Source organism: Bradyrhizobium sp. 2S1 (genome assembly GCF_011516625.5).
Lineage (GTDB): Bacteria > Pseudomonadota > Alphaproteobacteria > Rhizobiales > Xanthobacteraceae > Bradyrhizobium > Bradyrhizobium septentrionale.
Genome location: NZ_CP147717.1, coordinates 10041038 through 10066084, shown reverse-complemented (window position 1 = coordinate 10066084; position 25047 = coordinate 10041038). Strand labels below are relative to the sequence as shown.

At 61.8% G+C, this 25047-nt stretch carries 16 protein-coding genes and 5 pseudogenes; 11 read left to right on the top strand and 10 right to left on the bottom strand.

What is annotated here, in order from left to right; translation table 11 throughout:
* Nucleotides 1-413 precede the first annotated feature (413 nt).
* The 8 genes and pseudogenes from HAP54_RS47800 to HAP54_RS47765 form a co-directional block, all read right to left on the bottom strand.
* Nucleotides 414-1319, bottom strand: a pseudogene (locus tag HAP54_RS47800) (IS1380-like element ISBdi2 family transposase); the annotation flags it as partial.
* Between the two features lie 55 nt (nt 1320-1374).
* Nucleotides 1375-2784 carry an integrase catalytic domain-containing protein gene (locus HAP54_RS47795; protein WP_166293515.1) on the bottom strand — a complete coding sequence of 470 codons (1410 nt, stop codon included), beginning with the start codon at nt 2782-2784 and terminating at the stop codon, nt 1375-1377.
* A 329-nt stretch (nt 2785-3113) separates the two neighbouring features.
* Nucleotides 3114-3956 (bottom strand): annotated as a pseudogene (gene istB / locus HAP54_RS47790) (IS21-like element helper ATPase IstB); the annotation flags it as partial.
* An 8-nt stretch (nt 3957-3964) separates the two neighbouring features.
* Nucleotides 3965-5455, bottom strand: a pseudogene (gene istA / locus HAP54_RS47785) (IS21 family transposase); the annotation flags it as partial.
* Between the two features lie 118 nt (nt 5456-5573).
* Nucleotides 5574-6008: pseudogene (locus tag HAP54_RS47780) on the bottom strand (transposase); the annotation flags it as partial.
* 222 nt (nt 6009-6230) lie between these two features.
* The gene (locus tag HAP54_RS47775) at nt 6231-6491 is read right to left on the bottom strand and encodes a GlsB/YeaQ/YmgE family stress response membrane protein (RefSeq protein WP_166298187.1); all 261 of its coding nucleotides are present in this window, start codon (nt 6489-6491) and stop codon (nt 6231-6233) included.
* Nucleotides 6492-6508: 17 nt separating this feature from the next.
* The gene (locus tag HAP54_RS47770) at nt 6509-6961 is read right to left on the bottom strand and encodes a YidB family protein (RefSeq protein WP_166298186.1); all 453 of its coding nucleotides are present in this window, start codon (nt 6959-6961) and stop codon (nt 6509-6511) included.
* 577 nt (nt 6962-7538) lie between these two features.
* Complete coding sequence (locus HAP54_RS47765; RefSeq protein WP_166296518.1) at nt 7539-8873, bottom strand: IS1182 family transposase; 1335 nt, start codon at nt 8871-8873, stop codon at nt 7539-7541.
* A gap of 608 nt (nt 8874-9481) precedes the next feature.
* Here HAP54_RS47765 and HAP54_RS47760 point away from each other — a divergent pair.
* Genes HAP54_RS47760 through HAP54_RS47745 form a run of 4 tightly spaced genes read left to right on the top strand, consistent with a single transcriptional unit; the run spans nt 9482 to nt 12136 of the window.
* Nucleotides 9482-10483, top strand: coding sequence for a DUF3618 domain-containing protein (locus tag HAP54_RS47760; RefSeq protein ID WP_166297943.1), 1002 nt, complete (start codon nt 9482-9484; stop codon nt 10481-10483).
* Nucleotides 10480-11022: a hypothetical protein gene (locus tag HAP54_RS47755; RefSeq protein WP_166298185.1), complete on the top strand. Its 543-nt coding sequence runs from the start codon at nt 10480-10482 to the stop codon at nt 11020-11022. Before HAP54_RS47760 ends, HAP54_RS47755 begins: the two co-directional genes overlap by 4 nt.
* The gene (locus tag HAP54_RS47750) at nt 11019-11414 is read left to right on the top strand and encodes a phage holin family protein (protein ID WP_166297945.1); all 396 of its coding nucleotides are present in this window, start codon (nt 11019-11021) and stop codon (nt 11412-11414) included. The genes HAP54_RS47755 and HAP54_RS47750 overlap by 4 nt, the downstream gene beginning before the upstream one ends.
* Nucleotides 11411-12136 carry a hypothetical protein gene (locus tag HAP54_RS47745; protein ID WP_166297946.1) on the top strand — a complete coding sequence of 242 codons (726 nt, stop codon included), beginning with the start codon at nt 11411-11413 and terminating at the stop codon, nt 12134-12136. The genes HAP54_RS47750 and HAP54_RS47745 overlap by 4 nt, the downstream gene beginning before the upstream one ends.
* On the opposite strand, the pseudogene HAP54_RS47740 reads toward HAP54_RS47745, so the two are convergent.
* A pseudogene (locus HAP54_RS47740) lies at nt 12133-12507 on the bottom strand (DUF72 domain-containing protein); the annotation flags it as partial. The gene HAP54_RS47745 and the pseudogene HAP54_RS47740 overlap by 4 nt on opposite strands.
* 90 nt (nt 12508-12597) lie before the next feature.
* Here HAP54_RS47740 and HAP54_RS47735 point away from each other — a divergent pair.
* Both HAP54_RS47735 and HAP54_RS47730 read left to right on the top strand, forming a co-directional pair.
* Complete coding sequence (locus tag HAP54_RS47735) at nt 12598-14031, top strand: IS701 family transposase (protein WP_166307123.1); 1434 nt, start codon at nt 12598-12600, stop codon at nt 14029-14031.
* Between the two features lie 63 nt (nt 14032-14094).
* Complete coding sequence (locus HAP54_RS47730) at nt 14095-15429, top strand: IS1182 family transposase (RefSeq protein WP_166202952.1); 1335 nt, start codon at nt 14095-14097, stop codon at nt 15427-15429.
* A 125-nt stretch (nt 15430-15554) separates the two neighbouring features.
* On the opposite strand, the gene HAP54_RS47725 is transcribed toward HAP54_RS47730, so the two are convergent.
* On the bottom strand, nt 15555-17240 hold the full coding sequence (locus HAP54_RS47725; RefSeq protein ID WP_166298184.1) for a glycosyltransferase family 4 protein: 1686 nt from the start codon (nt 17238-17240) through the stop codon (nt 15555-15557).
* Nucleotides 17241-17905: 665 nt separating this feature from the next.
* On the opposite strand from HAP54_RS47725, the gene HAP54_RS47720 reads away from it, so the two are divergent.
* The 5 genes from HAP54_RS47720 (at nt 17906) to HAP54_RS47700 (ending at nt 25005) form a co-directional block, all read left to right on the top strand.
* Nucleotides 17906-19030 carry a calcium-binding protein gene (locus tag HAP54_RS47720; protein WP_166298183.1) on the top strand — a complete coding sequence of 375 codons (1125 nt, stop codon included), beginning with the start codon at nt 17906-17908 and terminating at the stop codon, nt 19028-19030.
* 257 nt (nt 19031-19287) lie between these two features.
* Nucleotides 19288-20025, top strand: a complete 738-nt coding sequence (locus HAP54_RS47715; RefSeq protein WP_224496859.1) for a hypothetical protein — start codon at nt 19288-19290, stop codon at nt 20023-20025.
* Between the two features lie 30 nt (nt 20026-20055).
* Complete coding sequence (locus tag HAP54_RS47710; protein WP_166298182.1) at nt 20056-21387, top strand: glycosyltransferase; 1332 nt, start codon at nt 20056-20058, stop codon at nt 21385-21387.
* On the top strand, nt 21359-23536 hold the full coding sequence (locus tag HAP54_RS47705) for a type I secretion system permease/ATPase (protein ID WP_166298181.1): 2178 nt from the start codon (nt 21359-21361) through the stop codon (nt 23534-23536). Before HAP54_RS47710 ends, HAP54_RS47705 begins: the two co-directional genes overlap by 29 nt.
* Entirely contained in the window at nt 23536-25005 is a 1470-nt protein-coding gene (locus HAP54_RS47700) for an HlyD family type I secretion periplasmic adaptor subunit (protein ID WP_166298180.1), read from the top strand. The genes HAP54_RS47705 and HAP54_RS47700 overlap by 1 nt, the downstream gene beginning before the upstream one ends.
* The last annotated feature ends 42 nt before the right edge of the window (nt 25006-25047 follow it).

Here is a 25047-nt window from a genome sequence, read left to right as displayed (position 1 = left end):
CCGGTCATCGAAGGGCGCCTGCCGCGATACTACCGACCCTCTCCGCCGGAACTCGGGTCTTGATTGGGGCAGGGCGTAATTGTGTGGACGAAAATGCCGCGATGCCAGGTCCGCCAAACCTTGGGCCCCAAGGCTTTCGAGGCCGCGAGATAGTTCTCATGGCAGGCCGCCTTTGCGGCTGAGGCCGTGCCTGGTCAGCGGCGGAGCAATAACAAGAGAGTGCCTATGCACCAGCCTGCGATACTAGCCCGTCCTATTCGTGAGAGTGCTTTTTTTAGTCCGATTGATGTGGCCGCACATCTGCTCTGACGAGGCGCGCGGGATTGCCTTCGGCTTTTCACCGCCTGACGACCCGTACTTTGCAACGCGCTTGAGGGATGGGTTGGGCGAACGGGGGGCGGACGCCCCGCCGGTCAAGGACCGAGCGGCAGCAGCGCGCCTGGCAAGCCGCGGATCAGGTCGGCTTCGGGACATGCCGCGGCAAACGCAAGGCGAATGCGGCTCGTGGTCTCGACGACACGGGCAGCGAGTTTCAAGAGACGAAGACGCAGCGTCGCGAACTCGGCTGTGGCCAATTCCCGGGCTTTGGGAATCGCGTCGCGCACGGTCAGCATCAGCCAATAAGCGGCGGTGTGGAGAACGAGGCGGACTTGATTGGCGAGCGCCGAACGGCAGCTGGTGCGATCGGAGGCGAGCTGTGTCTTATGCAGCTTGATCAGATTCTCGGCTTGGCCGCGCGCGCAATACAGGCTGTCGTAGATCCACTCGGCCGAGCCGACATCGAGGCTGGTGACGACGAAACGGATGTCGAGGCCGAGCATCGTCGCCTCAATACGGGCGACGGTACGCCGTTCGCGATCCCAGGACTTGGCCTTGTGGCGCGTCTCGGTATAGCCACGCAGAACCGGCAGGTTCTCGATGGCGCGTCGCGTGCGGATGTCGTCGGCGGCCTCGTCGAGTTTTCTGGCGAGCGGCTTGGTGCCGGACAGACCGAAGATGTAGTCGATGCCGTTGGTCTCGCACCACGCCATTGCCTCCGGCCGGGCATAGTGCCCGTCGCCACGGAACGTAATTCGCGTGTTGTGCCACCGCGTCCGGATATGCCGTATCAGGCGGCGCAGATGGGCACGCACCTCGACGCCGCCCGGCGTCTTGCCGGGCCGCAACACGACCGCCACGGGCCGGCTCTTCTCCGTGTCGTAGACGTGGATCGGCAGGAAGCAGCGTTCGTCATAATGAGCGTTGAACAGCGAGAGCTGCTGATGGCCGTGGACGACATCGCAGGTATCATCGATGTCGAGCGTGACGGATGCCGGCTCGCGCGTGTCAATCGGCCTGCAAATTTGACCCCTCGTATTGCCTCAGGAAGTAATGTTACCCGGGATGAAGGTCTACGAACTGCCCCAGACCGGTCTCGAGCCGCGGCCAGCTCGGTGGAGAGGCTGTGGGCGGGGCGGAGTGCTCATCACACGCAGCGCCGTCCACAGCCTCGGGCCGTATTTCATCCACGGGCATGGATACGATGGCTGTCTCCGCCACCTTCCGCCGGAGGGACCGAAGCAGGCGCTGAACGATCGAATGCTGCTTGTCGCTGAACATCGAAGGATCGATCGTGGCGAGCCTGCCCACGATGGCCAGTGCAGTGAGCTGTGGCTCGACGGCGAGCCAGTTCTCGATGATCGCGAGATGGGGATCGAGCTTCGAGGGCATGCGAATACGCTTTTTGTATCGCCGTTTCGGCCGGCGGTGCGTGGCCCGCACTTCGGCGGTGTTTGCCGCCGTGCCGAGCGATCGGGCAAACGAGAGCGGATCAGCCGGCGATACGGTGGGAACCTTCGCAAGACCGCGCTTGCCGATCCGTTCGCCGAGCTCTTCCTGCGCCGTGCGGATCGTGGCAAGCAATTGTATGGGATCGAGAGTCCGATACGTCTGGCGCAGACGGCGCTTGACCGCTGATGGGAGTTTCGGGTGCCCCAGTGCACGTTCGTATGGTGTGGCAGGCGGATGATAGCGTTTGATGATCTTGGCACCCTCGCGGCGCTTCTCTTTGAGCTTGAATGACGGCTGGAAGAAGTTCACCAGCAGGCGCGCCGCCGCGTAGAGACGTGCCATCACGCGGGCCGTCTCGACCCCGTCGAAGCGCCCGTATCCGACGAGCCGCCGGACCACCGCACCGTTCTTCTGCTCCACGAAAGCCTGATCGTTCTTTTTGTAGGCACGTGACCGCGTTACCTCGATCTTCTGTGCTCGGCACCATGGAACGACGACGTCGTTCATGAACGCGCTGTCGTTATCGAAGTCGGCGCCACAGATCACCCACGGGAACAGGCCCTGTGCTCGCGTCATCGCTTCCACGACGAGGCTGCCATCGCGTGTCACCAGGGGCAGGCATTCCGTCCATCCTGTTGCGATGTCCACCATGGTCAAAGTCTGGATAAACGAGCCGGCGACGCTGGTCCCACCGTGCGCGACCATGTCGATCTCGCAAAAGCCTGGCGGCGGGTTTGCCCAGTCATTGAAAGTGCGGATCGGCACCTCGCGTCGAATCGCCGAGTAGAATCCGACTCGCCGCCGGCGCCCCCCAGCAGCCGCAATTTTAACGTCGATCAACATCCGATCGATCGTCGCCGCGCTCAGAGTTGTCAGCAGCGCACGCTCTGCGCTCGTTGGCTTCAGCCGGCCATGCCGCTCGAGTGCGGGCAACAGCACTGGGATCATCGATACGAGGCGCTTACCGCAGACGCGATCGGAGGCTTCCCACAGCGCGATCAGCGCGTCGCGCACGCTGGCGTATTTGCGTCGCCGACTTGTCGCTGGTTCGGTTGGGCTCGTTGCCCCTTCGTCCAGTGGTGGTCTGGGCCTGTCCCTTCCGGCAACCGACAGTGCTCGCACCGCGTGCTTGCGGTGCCAACCCGTCGTTGCTGTCAACTCGTCAAGGATCCGTCCCTTCTCAACTCGTCCAGCCGCACGGTAGCGCCTCGCCACCACGGCCAACACCTCGCGCCTTGCGCCCATGCTGATCCCGCTCGCCATTGGCGCCACCGACCTGATTCGGTAACGCCGCCCCAGTCATCAGCGGAATTGTTCGGTAACATTTTCGATGAGGCAATGCGCCCCTCATCGGCGTCCAATTTTGACCCCTTCGTGCGGCGGGCTTTGCTGGTAGCGCTCGTCTCGTCGGAGCTGGCCGGGATAGCGGAGGCGAGACGAGCGCGGGTGGCGTGATCGTCGTCTCGGCTCTTGAACCGCCAGCTATCGTTGCCGGTCTCGACAATGTCGCAGTGATGGGTCAATCGGTCGAGCAGCGCTGTGGTCATTTTGGCGTCGCCGAACACGCTCGGCCATTCGCCGAAGGCGAGATTGGTCGTCACGATGACGGAGGCGCGCTCATAGAGCCGGCTGACGAGGTGGAAGAGGAGCTGGCCACCGGACTGGGCGAAGGGCAAATAGCCGAGTTCATCCAGCACGATGAAGTCCATCCGGGTCAGATGCTCGGCGAGCCGTCCTTGCCGTCCGTTGCGGGTCTCGGTCTCGAGGCGATTGACGAGGTCGACTACGTTGAAGAAGCGGCCGCGGGCACCGGATCGGATGCAGCTTCTGGCGATGGCAATGGCCAGGTGGGTCTTGCCTGTGCCGGTGCCGCCAACCAGCACGACATTGCGTTGCTGGGCGATGAAGCCGCCGCTGGCGAGATCATTGACGAGAGTCTGATTGATCGGCGTGCCGTCGAACTGGAAGTCGGCGATGTCCTTGGCAAGCGGCAGCTTGGCAATGGTCAGCTGGTATTTGATCGAGCGGGCCTGCTTCTCGTTGATCTCGGCGTTAAGCAGGTCGCCGACAATGCGCTGAGGTTCGTGCTGGCGCTTGACGGCAGTTGCCATGATCTCGTCGAAGGCAGCCTTCATGCCGTAGAGCTTGAGCTCGCCCATGAGGTCGAAGATTTGGGTTCGTTCCATCAGATGGTCCTCCGGAGGTTGTCGTAGCGGGCACAATCGGCGATCGGTGCATGACGGAGCGTCAGTGCGGCCGGCGTCATGATGTTGGCCGGTGGGGCGGGTTCACGTTGACGGGCCAGGATGTTGAGCACGACATCGGCGGAATGGACGCCATGACCGAGCGCTTCGGCACAGGCCGCTTCCACCGCGGACAGACCGTCAGTCAGCACCGCGGTGAGGATGTCGACCATCTGCCGATTGCCATCGTCGGTGCTGGCAAGCTTGCGCCGGATCCGCTCGATCGCGGCCGGCAGCACCCAGTCTTTGAAGGGAGCGCCGTTGCGCAAGGCACCGGGTTTGCGAGCCAGCACCGGCACATAGTGCCAGGGATCATAGGTCGTCTCGCCGCGGCCAAAGGATCGCGGGTGCTCGGCAACGATGCGTCCATCCTGACGGATCACGATGCGGTCGGCATAAGCCTGGACTTCGACCGGCCGTCCGACTGCGCTGGCTGCGACCGAGTACTTGTTGTTGTCGAAGCGCACCAGGCAGGTCTTCGAGACCGATGCCGTCACCGCATGGAAGCCGTCGAAGCGGCCGGCATAGGGAACGAGCTTGGGACGCTCGGCTTCGAACACTTCCCAGATCGTCTGATCGACCAGCTCCGGGTGGCGATGAGCCTTGGCGTAGGCGATGCATTTGTCGAGCAGCCAGGCGTTTAACTCGTCGAGGTTTTTGAACCGCAGCCGCGGCGTGAAGAAGCGCTCCCGGACCAGCCCGACCTGGTTCTCGACCTGCCCCTTCTCCCAGCCCGACGCCGGCGTGCAGGCGACCGGATCGACCAGATAGTGGCTGCACATCTGCAGGAAGCGGCGATTGTAGAGACGCCCTTTACCGACGAAGATCGTCTCTACGGCGGTCTTCATGTTGTCGTAGATGCCGCGGGTGCAGGTGCCTTTGAACAGAGCGAACGCCCGGTCGTGGGCGTCGAACACCATCTCCTGCGTCTCCCGCGGATAGGCCCGCACGAACAGCATGCGGCTGTGACAGAGCCGGACATGGGCGGCCTTCACCATCACCGTGGTCCCGCTCAGCAAGACCACCTCGTGGCTCCAGTCGAACTGGTAGGCTTCGCCTGGGGCAAAGCTCAGCGGGACATAAGCCGCCGCGGTCGATTGCCCGCGTTCTTTGCTCCACCGCCTGGCGTAACGCCGCACGGCATCGTAACCGCCGTCGTAGCCGCGGCCGCGCAGCTCTTCGAAGATCCGGATCAACGTCAGCTGTTCACGAGCCGATTTGGCCGCGTTCGCCGCCAGCAATCCGTCAAGCTCTACTGCCCATCGTCCCAGCTTTGGCCGCGGCTGCACCTGCCGCTCGTACTCGAAGGAGGTCTCTCCCGACCTCAGCACCTTCCGGACCGTGTTCCGCGACACCTTCAGGTCACGGGCGATCTCCTTGATCGTCTTGCCCTTGATGAAGTGCTCGCGCCGGATCCGGGCAATTGTCTCCACGATCAGCATCCCCCACCACCTGCTTCGTTCCAAAGCAGGCAGCGCAACAGATCAATCTGTAGGGGGTCAATTTTGGACGCCGATCCCCCGGCTTAGGGGGTCAATATTGCAGGCCGAATGACACGCGCGGGTAGCTATCCATCCATGCGTCGACCAAAGTGTAGGTCAGTCGGATCACGTCGCGCAGGCGCGGAGCATTCTCCAGCCGCGACAGCGTCGGTTGGGAACACAGATCGCGACCCGTGTCCGGCAGCCGTCCGCAGGCCAGCTTGAATGCGGGATCGGACCGCAGATGATCGAGGTCGTCGGCGTCCTCGTAGCCGCAGCAGATCGCGAACATGCGCGCGCGGAACATATCGACAAGGCTGTGCACGACCCGCGTCGGATCGCGCCGATCCGGGAACACCCGGGCCAAATTGTCGGCCAAGCCGAGACGCCGCTCGGCCATCGCCAGAAGCATCACGCCCCCGTTCGAGGTCAGCCGACCGCCATCGAAGGCAGCTGTGACTTTCTTGGCGTGAACGGCTGGAAACGAGAAGGGCAGAATCGTATCATCGGTCATGGCGGGCCTGGCGTTCGCGGTTGAGGTGATGGGGTTGGCTTTGCAACCGAATCCTACGCCGCATCAGCGCTTTACACCACGCTCGCCAGCCTCTCAGGCGCACTCTGACGAATAAGACGGGCTAGCGATCAGAAACGCTATCGCTAACGAGAGCAACGACGCCATCGGACTCAGGAGCTCTGCCCCGTTTTGCAGATAGTCCATGACGCGACGTCCCTTCCGCTAAACAGCTCGTCGACGCCCAGCAACCATGCCGTAGACGAGCAGAACTATAATGGCGCCCACCACCGCGCCGATGAGCCCAGCACCTTCGCCCGGGCCGTACCAACCTAGCGCTTGGCCCAGATAGGTCGCCACGAACGCGCCCACGATTCCCAAAATGGCCGTGAGAATAAAGCCGGTCGGCTCGTTGTCTCCCGGCATGATGAACTTCGCGATGACGCCGGCTAAGAAGCCAATAATGATTGTCCACAAAATGCTCATGTCAGATCCTTTGCGTCTTAATGCGGGAGCTGCCCGTCTGGAGTGTATTGATCAACAGCCGCAGGAAGCTCTCGCGACAGTCTCGCTAAAAGCTCCTCCTGCGACAGTCCGGTTTGGTGCTCCAGAGCGGCTAGCACATCCGGCCCGATAGCTTGCTTAAGCTGAGAGGGCGGAAGGTCTTTATTTGGACCCTTCTTTACCCAAGAGTCAGCGGCATCTCCGTGGCCGTTTTCATTGAAGCGTTCGACAAGCTCTCCGAGCCCGCCGCTCAATAGCTTCCCGATCCCGCCGCTCGCGAGCGCGCCGCTCAAATTGCCGAGCAGGCCACCCAAGGGTGTCCCCTGAGAGTCTCTCGCGCCGGGCTGGGTGCCTGCACCCTTAAATATCTCCGCGAGCTTGTCCCGGTTCTGATATCCTGCCAGAGCCAGCAAACCCAATAACGCCGTCATCGATGGCATTCCACGAGACATGATTACCTCCTGACGCTGATCACTGCGGCGCCAACGTTCCATTCCGGTGGCGGTTCCTCTGGAGGAGCTCAAGGGACTGGTCCTGAACGTCCGCTGTGGCTCAAAGCTGATGCAGGGGTGACGGAGACGATTGTCAGCAAAGGCGCCAAAGCTGATCGCTGTTCACGTCCCACAGGCCGGATGCGTCCTGTTTCTTGACGTTGACCAATGGTGCTTCGGCCGGGGCCGATCCGATCACTTGGACACCATATGCGATCCACGGGGGACGGCGATATTTAACCCATCGTCCGAAGAGGAGACCGGCGATTGCTGCAGGTTGATATGAGCAACTGCGATTACGCCGTGTGAGATTACAAGTCCAGACGACCGAAGGTAAGGCGCTATGCCCTAATCACTTGTTATACGGCTATTGGAATCCGTAGCTCTCTGTAATCCCACAAACCGAAGCCGCCCCCGAAGGACATGCAAGCGCACTTAAAACACTTCGTGTCGAGGCGGAAGAGCGCGAGCTAATCAGCAAGCTAGGAGCCCGTCCAGATATGTTTTCGTGACGGGCATTTGTTGTAGAGTAGCAGGCTCAGGCTGCGTTTGCGAGGTTGAACAGCTTGAGGAGGTTATGGACGGTGCAGATCATTGTCCACTCGGCGCGCACTTTCTCGATGCCCCGCAACAGGAACTGGCGGAAGCCTCTTGCCTGTTTGATCTGCCCGAACACCGGCTCCACCACTTGCTTTCGCAATCGGTAGGGTGTTTCGAAGCCGCCATCGTCGATCTTCTTTCGCATGGCCTGTGTCAGCGGGCCGCCGACTTTTCCGTTCGCTACTGTCGGGTGCTTGGCGCGTCCGGGCGCGACATAGCCATCGATGCTGCGTGTGTCGAGCGCTTCGAGATTGGCTTCGCTGCAGTAGCCGGAATCCGCTGAGGCCTGCCGCGGCTTGCGGCCAAGATTGCTCTCGATGGCCTCGATCAGGGGCACCAACTGGCCCTGATCGCTGCCGTGCTGGGTCAGTTCTTGCGCGACAATGATCTGGGCATGTGCATCGACGGCCGCCTGGGCATTATAGGCCTGAACGAAGCCATCCTTCGACTTCATGATGCGGCTTTCCGGATCGGTGAAGTTGCGTTGCGCCTTGGGATTGGGTTCCTCCGATGGCAGCGCCGCCGGTTTGCCCGGCTTCTTGCGGCCTTCGGCCTGGCGCTGCTGTTCCTTTTCGGCCTCGATGCGGCGCTCTTCCTCCGCCGCCAGTTTGGCGTCCGCTTCCAGCGCCGCCATCGCTTGCTGGATCTTCGCCAGCCGTTTCTGCTTGTCGACGGTCCAGTCCGGCAGTTCGTCGCTGTTGCCGAAAGTATCATCCTCCGAGGCATCCGCCGCCTCGGCGGCCGCCAGCATGCGAGCGACCTCGGCCTTCAATTCCGCCTCGCGCTTCTTCATGCGCTCATAACTCATCGCCTTGTGTTTCGACGCGTTCGCCTTGATCTTCGTACCATCCAGCGCGACATGACCGAGCTTGACCAGCCCGGCCGTCTCGCACAACTTCAGAACCTGCACGAATAGCGCGCCGAGCGCCTTCAAATGTCGCTTGCGAAAGTCGCTGATCGTCCGAAAATCCGGCGCATCCAGCGCCACGATCATCACAAAATCGTTCCGCTCCCGGCAGGCCTTGGCAATCCGACGCGACGAATACAGCCCACTCGCATAGCTATGCAGCAGCAGCGCCACCATCATCCGCGGATCAAACGGCGGCTGCCCAAGCCCGCTCACATAGCTGCCCATGATCTCCCTGAGATCGAGGCTCTCCCGCACCAGATCAACCATAAACCGCGAGACATGGCCTTTCGGCACGAAGTCCTGCACATTCGGCGGCAGAAGCAGCGTCTGATCGATGTTCCAAGGCCGAAAATACTTGCTCATCGCCCAATGTTGAATCAGACCCGACCAGATTTGAACAGCGACTATCCAGACAAGCTCCTAGCGACCAATAAGACCAAGGAAGAACTGTTCGCCAAGATCGCAGCACAACAGCGGCTCTCGCCATAAGTCGGCGTTTGCCGGATGGCACAAGTGGATTGACCCGTACAACAAGCTGGAAGGGTGAAATTCCCAGAGAGCGGCGCCGTTCGTCTATCACTGCCCTCGAAGAGAATTTCTTTAGCGCAGGTAATACTCGCTGGATCGAATGCATGCCGAGATCAACGCCATGATCCAAACCCATGCCGTCCTGGGCCCCGTCGCCGCCCTTGCATTTTGCTGGCAGCCCTCAAAACCGGCGTGGCCGGCAATCGTCACGCTGCTATTCACGCGGTAGCGTTTCGCGAGCTCGGGCTGGGCGCATTTTGTCACAACGCGCTCTCTATCGCTCATCGCCATTTATCTGGACGGATGTGCCTCCACTCCGAGAAGTCTTTTCGCCGAGCGGCCAAGCCTGATAAGCGCACTCCAGTAAACCGCCGCCTCTCGCAGGAACGATTCAACAAAACGTGAGTTCGCTTTTAAACAAGAACGATAGATCGGTGACAGCCATGACAAGATCCGTTGAGGAATTGAGGCGCGCGTCCGAGCGGAGCCGCGCGCAGCTCGCGACGACCGTCGATCGGTTGAGAGAGCAAATCACCGACACCGCTGAAGGCCTGCGCTACAAGGTTTCTCCGCAGGGGATTAAGTCAGAAGTCTCCGAGTTCGTCGGCCGAAAAACCCAAGGCTGGCTCGACTCGCTCAAGCAGCAAGCCATGGAAAACCCGATGCAGACCATCGCTGCGGGGACTGCGGTTGCGGTGCCCGTCCTGCGGCTGGCCCGGGGTTTTCCACTCCCCCTACTGATGATCGGTGCCGGCCTTGCCTTGACGTCGAAGACCGTTCGCAACCGCGCCATTGAGGCGGCGGCGCCAACGATCGAAAAGGCCAAGGAATTAGGAGGTGATGCCGCCGAACGCGCTCAATCCTTCGGGAAAGGTACGGCGGATGGGATATCCGCAATGGGGCGAAAGGCCGCCGACCTGGCGAGCGAAGCCCAAGCCGCCGCGACCGGGCTCGCCGGCGACCTGAAAGACCGGGTATCCGAGACCGTCGATCGGGTGAAAGCAGGCATCGATACCGCCTCGGACACGGCAAAAGATAGCATCGATCGAGCCCGGTCGACCGCGCGCGAAAAGGCGACCCCCGCGCCGGAAACCGTGCGTCAGGTCTTCCACGACAACGCCACCTTGATCGCCGGTGTGGGGGTCGCGATCGGAGCGATTATTGCGGCCTCCCTTCCCAACACAAGGGCTGAAGCTTCCGCACTCGGCGAGGCGAGCGATGGCGCCAAACGTGCGGCAGGCAAGGCAGCTCAGTCGGGATTCGTGACGGCCAAGGACGCGGTACTGTCGGCCGCCGATGCGGCTGCGAAGAGCGTATCGGATGCGGATCTTGGCAAACACGCCAGCCGGATGACCCGGGATATGTCCGAAAGACTGAAGGAAGCAGCCGACGACATGGTGACGGCGGCATTCAATCCCTCTCGAACCGAAGAGAAATCGTCATGAGCGAATTTGATACCCATATTCGACAAGCCGCGTCTTCTCAGGCGCAGGACTCGACCGCCTCTAACACTCTGAAGGACCAAATCGCCGAAGCAGGCGCCGACGTCAAACAACGCGCGGGCGATGCGCTGCGGGCCTCAACCGAGGCCGCGCGTGACAAGTTCAAGGAGGCGGCCGACGCGGCACGGGACGTGGCGGAGGGAGCCGCAGATCGCTTCCAGGACAAGGCCGAGGAGCAGCAGCGCTCCGGGGCAGATTTCGTAACCCGGCTCGCCGGAAACATTCGGCAAGCCGGCCATGCTTTCGAAAGCGACGCACCATTTGCCGCGCGCGGCATCAATTCCGCCGCTGACTACGTCGAAGACGCTGCCGAGAAGATCCGCAATGGAACTTTTCGTGATCTCGTGGACGGGGCGTCCGACTTCGCGAAACGGCAGCCGGCTGCCTTTCTCGGATTGTCGGTGCTCGCTGGCTTCGCCGCAATACGCTTCTTCAAGGCGTCAGGAAGCCAGACATCCTCGGGCGGCGAGGATGCATCATGAACACTCAATCGGATCTTCAGGCGATTTCGACCCTCCTCGGCGAGGCGCTCTCGCAGTTCGCCAAGCTCTTCCAGAATGAGATTGATCTCGCCAAGGCCGAAGCGGGCGAGAAGGTGCAGCAGATCGGCAGCGCTGCAGGCTTCTTCGCCGCGGGCGCCGTTCTAGTCATTCCCGCGCTCGTCATGGCGCTTTTTTCGCTGTCAGCAGCCTTGATCGCGGCCGGCTGGTCGCAGCCGAGTTCATACCTTGTCTCAGCGATCGTTGCGGGAGCGGTTGCCGGCGTGTTGTTCGCCGTCGGCATGAACCGCCTGGACGCCCGCAATTTGGCGCCTCGCGAAACGATGCGTCAGCTAGAGAAGGACAAGATTAGTGTGAAGGAAATGGTGAGATGAGCGGCACACAATCAGGTTTTCTGGACAATCTGAGGGACGCGGTTCGGGAAAATCCGCTTGCCGCCGCGCTGATCGGCGGAGGTGCGGTATGGCTCTTGTTGGGTAACGAGACGCTGAAGAACGCGGCAAAATCGGTGAGTGGGGCAACAGCACCGCTCGCCGATATTGGAGCCAATCTGCGGCCGAGCGCGCCGAAATTCACGAGCAGTCCGCCGACCGCTCCGGAAACGGAAGCCGGATTATCACAACACTTGGGCGACACCGTGCGCGATGCGAAAAGCACGGCGTCGGCTACCATGTCGAGCGCCGCGGATGCAGTCAAGCAGGGGTTGGATGAAGGCGTTACCTATGCACAGGAAAACTTGGGCAAGCTCGGCGATGCGCTGCCGCGAAAGGAGACGATCGCACAGGTCCAATCGTCCTTCTCGGCGCTGCTCGAGAGACAACCGCTTCTGATCGGCGCAATAGGTTTGACGGTTGGAGCGGCGGTTGCCGGCGCGTTCAGTGGGTCAGAATTCGAAAACAATTGGGCCGGAGAGCTCAGCGACAGCGTCAAAGAGGACCTGAATGCTCGGGCGGAAGCGGTAGCTCAAAGCGTGCGCGAAGCCTCCGAGACGCTCAAGGCTGAAGCTGACGACATCGGCACCGAAACTCTCGAGCGGTTGCAAGAAACTGGCCGGACTGGGGCAAATGTGGTGCGTGAGCATCTAAAGACGCGTTAGGCCGCGGAGGTTGGCGGCCCAAAGCTTCGCAACATGCGCCGCAGTGCGCTGGCGTTTTTCGGCGCATAGGCGTCATTATCGTTATTGAAATAGACCCAGGCTCGTTTGGCTCGGCTGGCCTTAATCCTGTCGGCCCACACCGTCAGCTCTTCCTTTGGATAGTCGTGCCGATACCAGCGCTTGGGACCATGCAACCTGACATATACTTCATCCGCGGTCCGGATAAGTACGTCCGGTAGTCTCGGCCCACTGCAAGAGCAGAAGATGATGCCTGCCTCTCGGAAGGCGCGGTAAACCTCTTCATTCCACCAGCTGGCGTGCCGAAATTCCACGACGTTGCGGCGGGCGGGATCAAGCTGGCCGACAATGTTATTGAGCCGGCCCCTAGTCTGACTGAGTCACAAAACCGCCGGCCAGAATCAGCGATGGATGAAGCACGGACCATCAGTCGAGAGGCCGACATGAGCGGGCGTGGCACCAAGACGAGCGAGAAGCGATTTGCGACGTATTTGGAAGGGCTTGCCAGTGTCATCGGTCATGCTGATCGGAAGGCGCCGCTGCGCGACTATTGCGTCGGCCTGATGGCCTGTGGCGGTCGCAAGAGCGTGGAGTCGATGGCGGCGGTGACAGCTCCGGAACGGACGGCCGCCCAGCATCAATCGCTGCTGCATTTCGTCGGCAGCGGCGCCTGGTCGGATGAGAAGGTGCTGGGCAAGGTACGTGAGATGGTCCTGCCGGCGATTGAACGCCAGGGCCCCATCGAAGCCTGGATCATCGACGATACCGGATTTCCCAAGCAGGGCCGACATTCAGTTGGAGTTGCACGGCAATATTGCGGGCAGCTCGGCAAGCAGGATAATTGTCAGGTGGCGGTGTCACTGTCGATTGCCAACCACCACGCCAGCCTGCCTGTCGCTTATCGCCTTTATCTTCCGAAGGAATGGACTGAGGACTGCGATCGGCGGCGCAAGGTGGGCATTCCTGCCGAAGTTGGCTTCCGGACCAAGCCGGAGATCGCGCTGGAGCAGTTGCGGTGGGCCTGCGCGAGCGGCCTTCCACGCGGTGTCGTACTGATGGACGCGGGCTATGGCAATAACAGCGACCTGCGCACGGAGATCACGGCGCTGGGATTGACCTATGTGGCGGGTCTTCTGTCGAGCACAACGGTATGGGCGCCCGGTACCGGTCCCTTGCCGCCGAAGCCATGGTCGGGCCGCGGCCGTCCACCGAAACTGATGCGCCGCAACCGTCAGCATCAGCCGGCCGCCGTCAAGGCGCTCGCGATCGGCCTGCCGGCCAAAGCTTGGCGCACCATCACGTGGCGGCAAGGAACGAACGAAAAGCTGACCTCGCGCTTTGCCCGCGTGCGGGTCCGTGCCGCGCATCGTGATTATTGGCAAACCACCCGGCGATTGGAGGAATGGTTGCTGATCGAATGGCCAAAAGGCGAGGACCAGCCTACCAAATACTGGCTCTCGACATTGCCGGATGTGGCATTCCGGACTCTCGTTGAGACGGCTAAATTGCGCTGGCGCATCGAACGCGACTATCAGGAACTCAAGCAGGAGGTCGGGCTCGGCCACTTCGAGGGACGCGGCTGGCGCGGCTTTCATCATCACGCAACAATGTGCATCGCAGCCTACGGATTCCTGATCTCCGAGCGGGAGACGATTCCCCCCTCAGGCACTCGGCACGCCCGGCCGATCCTGCTCGATCGCATTCCCGCAGATTACAGACCCCGCGGATTTGCCGCTGCGGACCCAACGTCACATTCCAAATTCGATCGCGACGATGCGACGGCGCCTCGAACATGGGCTCGTCCGAACGCTGTCGAGATGTCCTTGTTGTGCGATCAAGTTCGACCACTAGACAGATCATCGTTTGTGACGCAGTAGGACCAGGAGCTTGTCTGGATAGTCGCTGTTCAAATCTGGTCGGGTCTGATTCAACATTGGGCGATGAGCAAGTATTTTCGGCCTTGGAACATCGATCAGACGCTGCTTCTGCCGCCGAATGTGCAGGACTTCGTGCCGAAAGGCCATGTCTCGCGGTTTATGGTTGATCTGGTGCGGGAGAGCCTCGATCTCAGGGAGATCATGGGCAGCTATGTGAGCGGGCTTGGGCAGCCGCCGTTTGATCCGCGGATGATGGTGGCGCTGCTGCTGCATAGCTATGCGAGTGGGCTGTATTCGTCGCGTCGGATTGCCAAGGCCTGCCGGGAGCGGAACGATTTTGTGATGATCGTGGCGCTGGATGCGCCGGATTTTCGGACGATCAGCGACTTTCGCAAGCGACATTTGAAGGCGCTCGGCGCGCTATTCGTGCAGGTTCTGAAGTTGTGCGAGACGGCCGGGCTGGTCAAGCTCGGTCATGTCGCGCTGGATGGTACGAAGATCAAGGCGAACGCGTCGAAACACAAGGCGATGAGTTATGAGCGCATGAAGAAGCGCGAGGCGGAATTGAAGGCCGAGGTCGCTCGCATGCTGGCGGCCGCCGAGGCGGCGGATGCCTCGGAGGATGAGACTTTCGGCAACAGCGACGAACTGCCGGACTGGACCGTCGACAAGCAGAAACGGCTGGCGAAGATCCAGCAAGCGATGGCGGCGCTGGAAGCGGACGCCAAACTGGCGGCGGAGGAAGAGCGCCGCATCGAGGCCGAAAAGGAACAGCAGCGCCAGGCCGAAGGCCGCAAGAAGCCGGGCAAACCGGCGGCGCTGCCATCGGAGGAACCCAATCCCAAGGCGCAACGCAACTTCACCGATCCGGAAAGCCGCATCATGAAGTCGAAGGATGGCTTCGTTCAGGCCTATAATGCCCAGGCGGCCGTCGATGCACATGCCCAGATCATTGTCGCGCAAGAACTGACCCAGCACGGCAGCGATCAGGGCCAGTTGGTGCCCCTGATCGAGGCCATCGAGAGCAATCTTGGCCGCAAGCCGCGGCAGGCCTCAGCGGATTCCGGCTACTGCAGCGAAGCCAATCTCGAAGCGCTCGACACACGCAGCATCGATGGCTATGTCGCGCCCGGACGCGCCAAGCACCCGACAGTAGCGAACGGAAAAGTCGGCGGCCCGCTGACACAGGCCATGCGAAAGAAGATCGACGATGGCGGCTTCGAAACACCCTACCGATTGCGAAAGCAAGTGGTGGAGCCGGTGTTCGGGCAGATCAAACAGGCAAGAGGCTTCCGCCAGTTCCTGTTGCGGGGCATCGAGAAAGTGCGCGCCGAGTGGACAATGATCTGCACCGTCCATAACCTCCTCAAGCTGTTCAACCTCGCAAACGCAGCCTGAGCCTGCTACTCTACAACAAATGCCCGTCACGAAAACATATCTGGACGGGCTCCTAGGAAAGGGTAAACCGTTCGCGGCGACGAGTGGGCTACCGCGGTGCGCCATTGCTCGAGCCAGCCGCCGGATCACGGTCTGCTCGCGGAAGGCGTCGCTTTCGGTTTTGACTGCAGGGTGAGGACGCCGCATTTGGTCAGAACCATCACCGTTCGTTCCACGGATTCACCGGGTACGTTGGGCATGTGCCGGATCAGGTCCGACATCGACAACGACGGGCCATGCTTTTCAAAGGCGCCGACGATCTCGTCCACAACCTGCGGCCTGGCAACTACCTGAGCGGCCCGCGCGATACTTTCGGCGGAAAGCCTGCGTTGCACTTCCTTGCGGTCCACGCCTTCGCCCAGCGCGAATACGCATGCGCCGTCGAGCGTTCGCGTCGGATAGGAGTTGAACATCGTGAACGGATTGAGCCGGTCCGGCCGGATTGCTCCTGCCGGCACGGTGCCTTCGACCTTGCTTCGCCTGCGCGCTCCGAGTTCGGTCCAAAGCTGTGCATACAGCTTCATGATCTGCGACCAGTCATAGTGATCGCGCGCGCGCTTCTGCCCCGCTGCCCCCATCTGCCGCCGCAGGTCGGGATTGCCAAACAGCGTGGAATAGGCGGTCGCGGCGGCGGGGATGTCGACCGCGATCAACTGGCTCGTGAGGGCGGTATAGGTGTCGTAATTGTCGAAGCCGAAGTCTGCCCGCTCGACGAGGAACTCGGCCGAACCTGGCGGCAAAGTGAGGGTTGGCACCCGGAAGCCGTCGGTGCCGTGACGAATGGTCTCCTTGTAGCCGTTCCAGTCCGACACCACGACCGGCAGGCCAGAGGCCATCGCCTCGACCGGCGTGAGGCCGAACGTCTCCTGAAAATTGTCGGCGAGCGAGGTGAAGATGTCGGCCGCCGCCCATGCGGCCTTCAGATCCTTGGCCTTGCGCCCGTCGACGAAGATGCGCCGCAGAGACGGGCCAAATTGGGCGCACTCGCGGACATAGAGCTCCTCGGTGGCGTCGCGGCTGAACCAGCCGGCCAGCACCAGCACGACCTTATGTCCCTTGCTGGCCTGTTCCGCCGCCAGCAGCATGGGAACGTGGTGGGCTTTGGCATGGAAAGACAGCCGTCCGACGTAAAGCAGGACGATCTCATCGTCGTCGATTCCCAACATCTGCCTGGCGCGTTGCCGTTCGCCTTCGCGAAAGGTGAAGTCGGCGCAGTTGACCCCGAGCGGGATCACCGGAAGCTGCGGTATCGGCATTCGGCGCGCGCCCAGCCTCGCCTTCAGGAATGCGGCCTGCGCCTTAAGCAACTGGTCGACGCTCTTGTGCACTGCAAGCGAGGTGCAAATAACCGCATCCCAATGCTCGAGCGGACTGAGCGGCATCGACGACAGCATCCCCATCGCAACATGGGTCATCGTCGTGTGCGTGATGCCGCACAGGCTATAGGCGCGAGGCGAATGCCGCGCCCGCCGCCAGGCGTACGGGCCGAGGCCGGGGTCGGGTAGATACAGCAGCCCTGGTTCGCCAAGACGTCGATGCGCCGGGGGCGGCAGCCATTCGATGGTGGTGGTATCCGATCCGGAACGCCTTATATCGGTCGCGAACTGATCGACGAATTCCCGCTTTGGCGTGTAGCAGAACAGCCGTTCCGGTTTCTCGCGCGCCAGCGCCTTGAGAAATCCCGCTCCAGCAGCCTGACGTCCCATGATGCGCTTGTCGCCAAGCGAGTAGGCTTCGGGGAGATAGAAAATCGCGGCTGGGGGAAACGACATCGGATCATCCAAAATCAACAATACCGGAGATTGATAGCAGGTGGGGCGGTTGCAGTGGAACCTGATTTCTTTTTTCAGTCTCCTTGAACCTGCAACCTGAGGGCGATAGCGTGCCCGCCGAACGCCGTGTTAGCGTAACGGTGTATTTGAGAGGTTCGGCCCCCGTGGCCGGCATCGTTTGGGTTGGTTTCGGTTTGTGGCCGCCCTCGCTTTTTTTAGCGGCTCGACGAAGAGCCTGCATATTGACGGAGATGTTTCATGGTCGACCGCGACACGGCAGTTTGTTGATCAGCGCAAATGTGAGCGCGACCACAGTGCCCGGCGGCGAATTCCCCTATTGTTAGTCGGCGAGGCGGGGTCCGGGACCCTTCTTCCGAGCCTCTTTTTTGTTTTGAGCCGGGGCAGGCGGCCTCGCAACTCCGGCTTCTGGTGCCAAGCGCCGGTCGCCTATCTCTACGGCCGGCCTTGGAAATTAAAGCAGGTGATTTTCGATTGCATTGAACCTTGCAACCATCGCCGATACCAAAACAGTTGGATGCTAGGTTAACGCCTTGTTTGAAGACCGGCCTTTCGAGGCCATTTCGTCCCCCGGCGGTTCCCCATATTTGGCCGCCTCTAAGTTTTTGGCCGGCTCGACGAAGAGCCAATATTGACGGAGATATTCCATGCCCGTGTTTTACGGCGACAGCACCGACAACAGCGTTACCCCCGCAGCCAACTTCGATTCACTCTATGGTGGCCAGGGCAACGACACGCTGGGAAGCAGCATCGTCGGTTTCGACTACTGGGAGGGCGGCCAGGGCAACGACTATATCTATGCCCTCTGGTCCAGCACGGCCTACGGCAATTTCTACGGCGGCGACGGCAACGATTTCATCCAGGGTGGCAATACCGCCGTTAGCCAGTTCGAGTATGGCGGCAGCGGCGACGATTACATCCAGGAAGATTCGAGCGGTCTGACCACGCAGCTCCACATCATCGATGGCGGTGCTGGCCGCGACCGCTTGGATGGCTCAAACGGCAACGACACGATCTACGGTGGCGACGGTAGCGACAGCGGCGCCGCCATCACTGGCGCTTTCGGTTCCGTGACGCCGGGTCTGTACGGCGGCCTCGGCAACGATGTCCTTGCAGGCGGCGGCGGCGATGACCTCCTGTTCGGCGGTGACGGCAACGATTTGATGTATGGCGGCACCGGCAACGATACGTCGTATGGCGGCAACGGCAACGACACCATCAGCGGAGATGCCGGCACCGATCTGCTCGAAGGCGACGCCGGCGACGACTGGCTCTACATGAGCAGTGGCAACCTCAGCAATGCCTACGGCGGAACGGGCAACGACGTCATCATCGCCACCCAGGGCTCGGCGGTCGAGAATGGCGACGACGGCAACGACGTCATGTACGGCGACCAGGGCAACGACTATCTCTACGGCGGCAACGGCGACGACACCATGTACGGCGGTGCCGGCGTTGACGTTCTGCTCGGTGGCGCCGGCAACGACTATTTCGATGGCGGCACCGGCGTGAACTACTATTTCGGCGGCGGCGGCAACAATACGTTCGTCTCCAACGACGTGCCGGGCGTCGAGGTGGTTCAGGACTTCAACGCAGCCACGGATACCGTGCAGCTGAATGGCACCGGCTTCAGTTCGTTCGCTGACGTGCTGTCGCACTCCTACCAGAACGGTGCCTACTTCGTCGTCCAGGTCGATGGCGACACTGCGGTCTGGCTGAACGGCGCTTCCGCAGCCACGGTCACGGCGGCGAATTTCTCGATTGTCAGTTAACGAGTGGGGCCCGGGAGCTTTCTCCCGAGCCCCCTTTCGCCGCTGCCAATCCGGACTGGATGGTTCAAAACCCCCAGTTTCCCAGATCGAAAGCGCCCGTCCGCTTTGACTGCGGTCGGGCGCGGAGCGTTTCAAATTGGTTAGCCCGTGGTTTTGCGGGATCTCGACGCGACGAAGTTGGAAGTGCATGAACCGGCCGAAGCAACTATGATGGCCGGTATGAGGTTAGGGGAATGTTTGATTTCTTGAAGCGAAAGGTGTCTCTCAACAGGGCCGTCGAGGTTGGTTGGACGCTTGACACCAACAAGGCCACCTTCATGTGGGAGGCCCCGAGCCGGCTCAGCCGGGAAGAGAAGCGCACCGCGCACGCCAAGGCCGTGACATACTGCCCCGCCGTGATCGATCACGAAGCGCGCATCTTCCAGGTCAACTGCCCGGTCGACATTCAGCTTCGGATCGCGATCGATCCGAAAACCAACGAGCCAAAGCTCAGCAGCACGGCCGGTGACATGTCCTCGATCCGGCCGAAGGCACTCGCGGAACTGGTCAAGCTCAACTCCCCCAAGGAATGGCGTCATCCGAAGCGGCCAATTCTGCAAATTGGGAGCCCGTACGTCTTCCTGGCCGACGAACTCGTATACATGATGCAGTTACCGGCCTTCAATCACTACTACACGACGCCGTTGCCGGGCGTGATGATCGGCGGCCGGCTGCCGATTCATATCTGGCCGCGCCCGATGATGTGGGCCTTCGAATGGCATGACATCAGCAAGGAGCTGGTGCTGAAGCGCGGCGATCCCTGGTTCTACGTTCGCTTCGAATTCCAGGATCCAACCCGGCCGGTCCGCATGGTCGAGGCGGATATGACGCCGCAGCTGCGAGAATACATGCAGGGCGTGTCGGCGGTGACCAACTACGTCAGCCGGACCTATTCATTGTTCGAAACCGCCAAATCGCGACGGCCGAAAACCTTGCTTGTCGAGAAACAGCGCTAGGAAAGCACCTCAACCCGAACCCCGATTGTCATGCGCATTCTTTTCATCCACCAGAATTTTCCAGCGCAATTCAGGCACATTGCTCAGCTCCTGAAGCGCTCCGGCGACCAGGTCCTGGCGCTTTGCGACAGTCGCAACACCAGGCCGGAAATCGTGCCGGTCCGGCGCTACCGTTTCAATGACGCGAATGTCGGCAAACCCTCGCCGCTGGCGGCTTCCTTCTCGCAGCACGTGGTGCGGGCGCGGCATGCCGCCGATGAGATGCTGAAGTTGCGAGAGCAGGGGTTCGTGCCCGATCTGGTTTTCGGCCATGTCGGCTGGGGCGAAACGCTGGCGGTGCGCGATGTCTGGCCGTCTGCAAGGCTCGCCGTCCATGCCGAGTTCTACTATTCGGCCGACGGGGCGAATATCGGTTTCGATCCCGAGTTTCACTCGACATTGTCATTCAACGAGCGCTTTGCCGCGCGCTTGAACAATGCGCCGATCCTGCTCGCGATGACGGACGCCGACGCCGCGGTCGCTCCGACGCAATGGCAAAAGATGCGGTACCCCTCGCATCTGCAATCCAAGATCCAGGTGCTGCACGAGGGCATCGACACCGACATGGTGGCGCCCGATCCGGCGGCGACCTTTGTCCTGCCGAACGGCCGGTCGCTCGGCCCGCAGGACGAAGTCATCACCTTCGTCAACCGCAATCTCGAGCCCTATCGGGGCTATCATATCTTCATGCGATCGCTGCCGGCGATCCTCGAAGAGCGGAAAAACGCCCAGGTCGTGATCGTCGGAGGCGACGGCGCCTCGTATGGACCGAAGCCGAGGGACGGCCGCAGCTGGAAGAACATCTTCCTGGAAGAGGTACAGGATTCGCTGCCGCTCGATCGGGTACATTTTGTCGGATCGATACCGTACGACAGGTTCGTTGCGCTGATGCAGATATCGAGCGCGCACCTGTATTTGACCTATCCGTTCGTGCTGTCCTGGTCGATGCTGGAGGCGATGAGTGCCGGCGCGCTGGTGATCGCCTCGAAGACGGCGCCGGTGGAAGAGGTGATTGTCGATGGTGAGAACGGTCTGCTGGTCAATTTCTTCGATTCAGAAAGGCTGGCCGAACTCACGATCGAGGCGCTGGCCGCGCCGTCGCAGTTCCGGAGCCTGCGGGAGGCCGCGCGCCGCACGATCGTCGATCGGTACGACCTGAAACGGCGCTGCCTGCCGGAATGGGCGGAGTTTGTCCGGCAGTTCGATCCGGCCAGACGCGGCAAACCGGCAAAGGACGGCGTCGGGCGCGTCCTCGGTGTTGAGAGCGGTTTTGCGGTTGTAGCAAGGGATAGTCATGACGTTGCAATCAGCAATCCGCGATAACGACGACGCTCCGGCGTCGGTCGAGAAGGTCGATACCGGCCTGTATTCCGTGGCCTTGGTGGCGGGCTATTTCCGCATCGCCGCCGATCCCCGGCAACTCGGCCACGAGCTGGGACTGGCCGGACGGCTCGCTGAGTCCGCGGACCTCGTTGCGGCCGCAAAGCGCCTGGAGCTGAAGGCGCGCTGGATCGCCAATGCCACGGTGAAGCGCCTCACCAGCTGTCCCTTGCCGGCCGTCATCGGGCTCAAGGAAGGCGGCTTCCTGGTGCTCGCGCCAGGCGGCAAGGCCGGCCAGTTCCGTCTCGCCGATCCGGTGCGCCGCAGCAGCGCCGAGGTCGATCTCGAGCAGTTGGCCCAGCAATGGGACGGCAACATCGTCCTGATCACGCGGCGCGCCGGCGGCGCCGGCGTCAATCCGAAGACGTTCGGCTTCAGCTGGTTCCTCCCGTCGATCTGGCGCTACCGGCGCGTGCTCTCGCACGTCTTGCTGGCATCGTTCTTCGTGCAGATCTTCGGCCTGATCACTCCACTGTTCTTCCAGCTCGTGGTCGACAAGGTGCTCGTTCACAAAGCCATGTCGACACTGATCGTGCTGGTCGTCGGGATGGTGTCGCTCGGCCTGTTCGAGGCGACGCTGCAATATCTGCGGACCTATGCCTTGAGCCACACCACCAACCGCATCGATGTCGAGCTCGGGCGGCGGCTTTTCTATCATCTGTTCCGGCTTCCGATCGCCTATTTCGAGACCCGCGCAACCGGCCAGACGATCGCGCGCGTGCGCGAGCTCGAGACCATCAGGAACTTCCTGACCGGCCAGGGACTGACGTCGCTTCTCGACTTGTTCTTCACCTTCGTCTTTGTCGGCGTTCTGTTCCTCTATTCGGTGCCCCTGACGCTCGTGGTGCTGGCGACGCTGCCGCTCTACGTGCTGATCGCGGGCCTGATCCGTCCGTTCCTGCGCGAGAAGATCCGGGAAAAATTCAATCGCGGCGCACGCAGCCAGCAATTCCTGGTCGAGTCGATCGTCGGCGCCCTCACGCTCAAGGCGGCGAGCGTCGAGCCGATCATGCAGGCGGAGTGGGAGGACCGGCTGGCCGCCTATGTCCGCACCTCCTTCGAAGCGTCGATGCTGGGCTCACTCGGGCAGAACCTGATCCAGTATGTCGGCAGGCTCACCACGGCGATGATCCTGCTGTTCGGGGCGCAAGCGGTGATCGCGGGGACGATGACCGTCGGCGAACTGATCGCCTTCAACATGATCTCGAGCCAGGTGCTGCAGCCGATCCTGCGGCTGTCGCAGTTGTGGCAGGATCTGCAGCAGGTCCAGGTGTCGGTCGAGCGCCTCGGCGACATCCTCAACACGCCGGTCGAGCCGATCCCGGCGAGCCTGCCGACCCTGCCGCCGCCGAAAGGCGATATCGAGTTGCGCGACGTGTCGTTCCGCTATCAGCCGGGCCGTCCGGAGGTTCTCCGCAACATCTCGCTCAGGATCAAGGCCGGCGAGGTGATCGGGATCGTCGGGCCTTCGGGCTCGGGCAAGTCGACCCTGACCAAGCTGATCCAGCGGCTGTATTTGCCGGAGCGCGGTCAGGTCTTGCTTGACGGCGTGGACGTGGCGCAGCTCGACCCAAGCTGGCTGCGCCGGCAGATCGGTGTCGTGCTGCAGGAAAACCTGCTGTTCAACCGCACCATCCACGAGAATATCGCGTTGGCGAATCCGGCGATGACGCGGGCGCAGGTGATGCACGTCGCGCGTCTGGGCGGCGCGGACGAGTTCATCGGGGCGTTGCCACAGGGCTACGACACGATGATCGAGGAGCGCGGCAGCAACCTGTCGGGCGGGCAGCGTCAACGCATCGCCATCGCCCGGGCGCTGGCGACCAACCCGCGGATCCTGATACTCGACGAGGCGACCAGCGCGCTCGACTACGAAAGCGAGCGCATCATTCAGAACAACATGCGCGCCATCACCAAGGGACGCACCGTCATCATCATCGCGCACCGGCTCGCCGCGGTGCGGCCATGCAGCCGGATCATCGGCATGTCGGACGCCAGGATCGTCGAACAGGGAAATCACGACCAACTGATCGCAAACAGCGGCAGCCTCTACGGCCGTTTGTGGTCGATGCAGAATGATTGGACAAAGTGATGGGCAAGGAAGTCACACCGGCTCGCCAGGTTCTTTTTCCATTCAAGTCGGACGTTCGCGGCGCCGACCGCGAGTTCCTGCCGTCCGCGCTGGAGATCCTGGAAACCCCCGCGTCGCCGGTCAAGGTGGCGCTGATGCTCACGATCTGCGCCTTCGTGGCGGCCGCGCTCGCCTGGTCGGTGTTCGGCAGGCTGGACGTGCATGCGGTGGCGCTCGGCAAGATTGTTCCTTCCGGACAAACCAAGTTCATTCAGCCCTTTGATCCGGGCACGGTGGTTTCGTTGTCGGTGACCAACGGAATGCGCGTCGAGGCCGGACAGGAGCTGATGGCATTTGATGCCGCCGAGGCCGAGGCCGAGGCGAGGCGGCAAAGCGAGGCGGCGAGTGCGCTTCGCGCGGAGGTCGCCCGCCGCAAGGTGGCGATCGATCAGGCGAAGGCCTGGCCGGTCAAGCCGCTGTTCCCGGTGGCGGACGTCGAATGGCAGGATGACGTGCCGCCTGCGTTCCGCAGCCGCGAAAATCGTGTGCTGGCGGCAGATCTTTCCCAGCTCGCCGAGACCATCGGGACGCTGGAGAAGCAGATCGCGCAGAAGCACGCGACCCGCGAACGCCTCAACATGAGCATCGCCTATCAGACCGAGCTGATCAAAACGCTGCAGGACCGCGTGGCGGTTCGCGAGGCATCGCTCAAGCTCGAGGTCGGCACCAAGATCAATCTGTTCGATGCGCTGGAGTCGCTGGACAAGTCACGCTCGTCGCTTGCCAGCGACAAGGGCCAGCTGCTCGAGACCGAGGCTGCGATCGTCGAGCTGCGCGGCGAGAAGGACAAGGATCTCGCGACATTCATCGCCGACAACAGCACGAAGCTTGCCGATGCCGAGAAAAAGCTCGACGACGCCGTGCAGCAATATGCCAAGGCCAGTACCAAGCTGGCCCGCACCAAGCTGCTTGCTCCGACCTCCGGAACCGTGCAGGCGCTTGCCGTCACGACGCTCGGCCAGGTCGTCACGACCGGCCAACAGCTTCTGACCATCGTGCCGGATGGCGGGCGGCTGCAGGCTGAGGTCTATGTGTCGAACACCGATATCGGCTTCATCAAGGTCGGCCAGGACGTCGTGGTCAAGGTCGACACGTTCCCGTTCACCCGGTTCGGCTCGCTGCATGGCAAGGTCATCAACGTCGCCAATGATGCAATCGACGAGCAGACGGCGCGGCGCCAGCAAGCCAACCCCACCAGCACCGTGAATGCGATGGCCAACACGCCGGGCGCTCCCGGGCAGCCGCAGAATTTTGTGTTCCTCGTCACGGTGGCGCTGGAGGAATCGGCGATGAAGATCGATAACGTGATCATACCGCTCACCCCGGGCATGACCCTCACCGCGGAAGTCAAGACCGACGACCGCCGCATCATCAGCTATCTGCTGTCGCCGCTCACCAAGGTCGCCTCCGAGGCATTCAGGGAACGCTGAGCGCCTCGCTCCGGTCGCGCGCAATCTTTCGATCCGCGGGCT

Excerpts from the sequence above, each read along its gene's own strand:
- HAP54_RS47775 (WP_166298187.1), bottom strand. The coding sequence starts at position 6,491 with ATGAGCATTTTGTGGACAATCATTATTGGCTTCTTAGCCGGCGTCATC.
- HAP54_RS47770 (WP_166298186.1), bottom strand. The coding sequence starts at position 6,961 with ATGTCTCGTGGAATGCCATCGATGACGGCGTTATTGGGTTTGCTGGCT.
- HAP54_RS47765 (WP_166296518.1), bottom strand. The coding sequence starts at position 8,873 with ATGAGCAAGTATTTTCGGCCTTGGAACATCGATCAGACGCTGCTTCTG.
- HAP54_RS47760 (WP_166297943.1), top strand. The coding sequence starts at position 9,482 with ATGACAAGATCCGTTGAGGAATTGAGGCGCGCGTCCGAGCGGAGCCGC.
- HAP54_RS47755 (WP_166298185.1), top strand. The coding sequence starts at position 10,480 with ATGAGCGAATTTGATACCCATATTCGACAAGCCGCGTCTTCTCAGGCG.
- HAP54_RS47750 (WP_166297945.1), top strand. The coding sequence starts at position 11,019 with ATGAACACTCAATCGGATCTTCAGGCGATTTCGACCCTCCTCGGCGAG.
- HAP54_RS47745 (WP_166297946.1), top strand. The coding sequence starts at position 11,411 with ATGAGCGGCACACAATCAGGTTTTCTGGACAATCTGAGGGACGCGGTT.
- HAP54_RS47735 (WP_166307123.1), top strand. The coding sequence starts at position 12,598 with ATGAGCGGGCGTGGCACCAAGACGAGCGAGAAGCGATTTGCGACGTAT.
- HAP54_RS47730 (WP_166202952.1), top strand. The coding sequence starts at position 14,095 with ATGAGCAAGTATTTTCGGCCTTGGAACATCGATCAGACGCTGCTTCTG.
- HAP54_RS47725 (WP_166298184.1), bottom strand. The coding sequence starts at position 17,240 with ATGTCGTTTCCCCCAGCCGCGATTTTCTATCTCCCCGAAGCCTACTCG.
- HAP54_RS47720 (WP_166298183.1), top strand. The coding sequence starts at position 17,906 with ATGCCCGTGTTTTACGGCGACAGCACCGACAACAGCGTTACCCCCGCA.
- HAP54_RS47710 (WP_166298182.1), top strand. The coding sequence starts at position 20,056 with ATGCGCATTCTTTTCATCCACCAGAATTTTCCAGCGCAATTCAGGCAC.
- HAP54_RS47705 (WP_166298181.1), top strand. The coding sequence starts at position 21,359 with ATGACGTTGCAATCAGCAATCCGCGATAACGACGACGCTCCGGCGTCG.
- HAP54_RS47700 (WP_166298180.1), top strand. The coding sequence starts at position 23,536 with ATGGGCAAGGAAGTCACACCGGCTCGCCAGGTTCTTTTTCCATTCAAG.